Genomic DNA, 382 nt, shown 5'->3' with positions numbered 1-382 from the left:
AGCTGAAGGATGGACACTAATATTTCTTGGATTACCCTTAGCTCCATTAACAACGTGTTTATTAGTTAATATTTCATTTTCACCTACAACAACACCTGAACCACTCATATATCCACCATCTATTGGTATATAAATAAAACTAACAGCATCATAATGACCTTGTGTAGTATTAAAAATTTGATGTCTATTATTATTAGGTAATATTACACTTGGGTAACTTTTATTTTGACTTGGTTTGATATTATGACTCGAACTATTAATATCTAAAACATTTTTGTTTTCTGTGCCAAGTGAGGAATGATTATGGCTTTCTGTATCGGTTTTTGCATAAGAAGTATTTACCATTGTAGTAGTTGCTAACGCTGCAATTGTCATTGTACAT

1 pseudogene is annotated in these 382 nt (G+C 30.9%); it reads right to left on the bottom strand.

Features of this window, described 5'->3' with window-relative positions:
- Positions 1-382 (bottom strand): annotated as a pseudogene (locus tag CEW93_RS10700) (hypothetical protein); the annotation flags it as partial.

Source organism: Moraxella sp. VT-16-12 (assembly GCF_002224245.2).
GTDB lineage: Bacteria > Pseudomonadota > Gammaproteobacteria > Pseudomonadales > Moraxellaceae > Moraxella.
The sequence above is the reverse complement of the archived record's forward strand: the minus strand, read 5'-3'. Positions and strand labels throughout refer to the sequence as shown.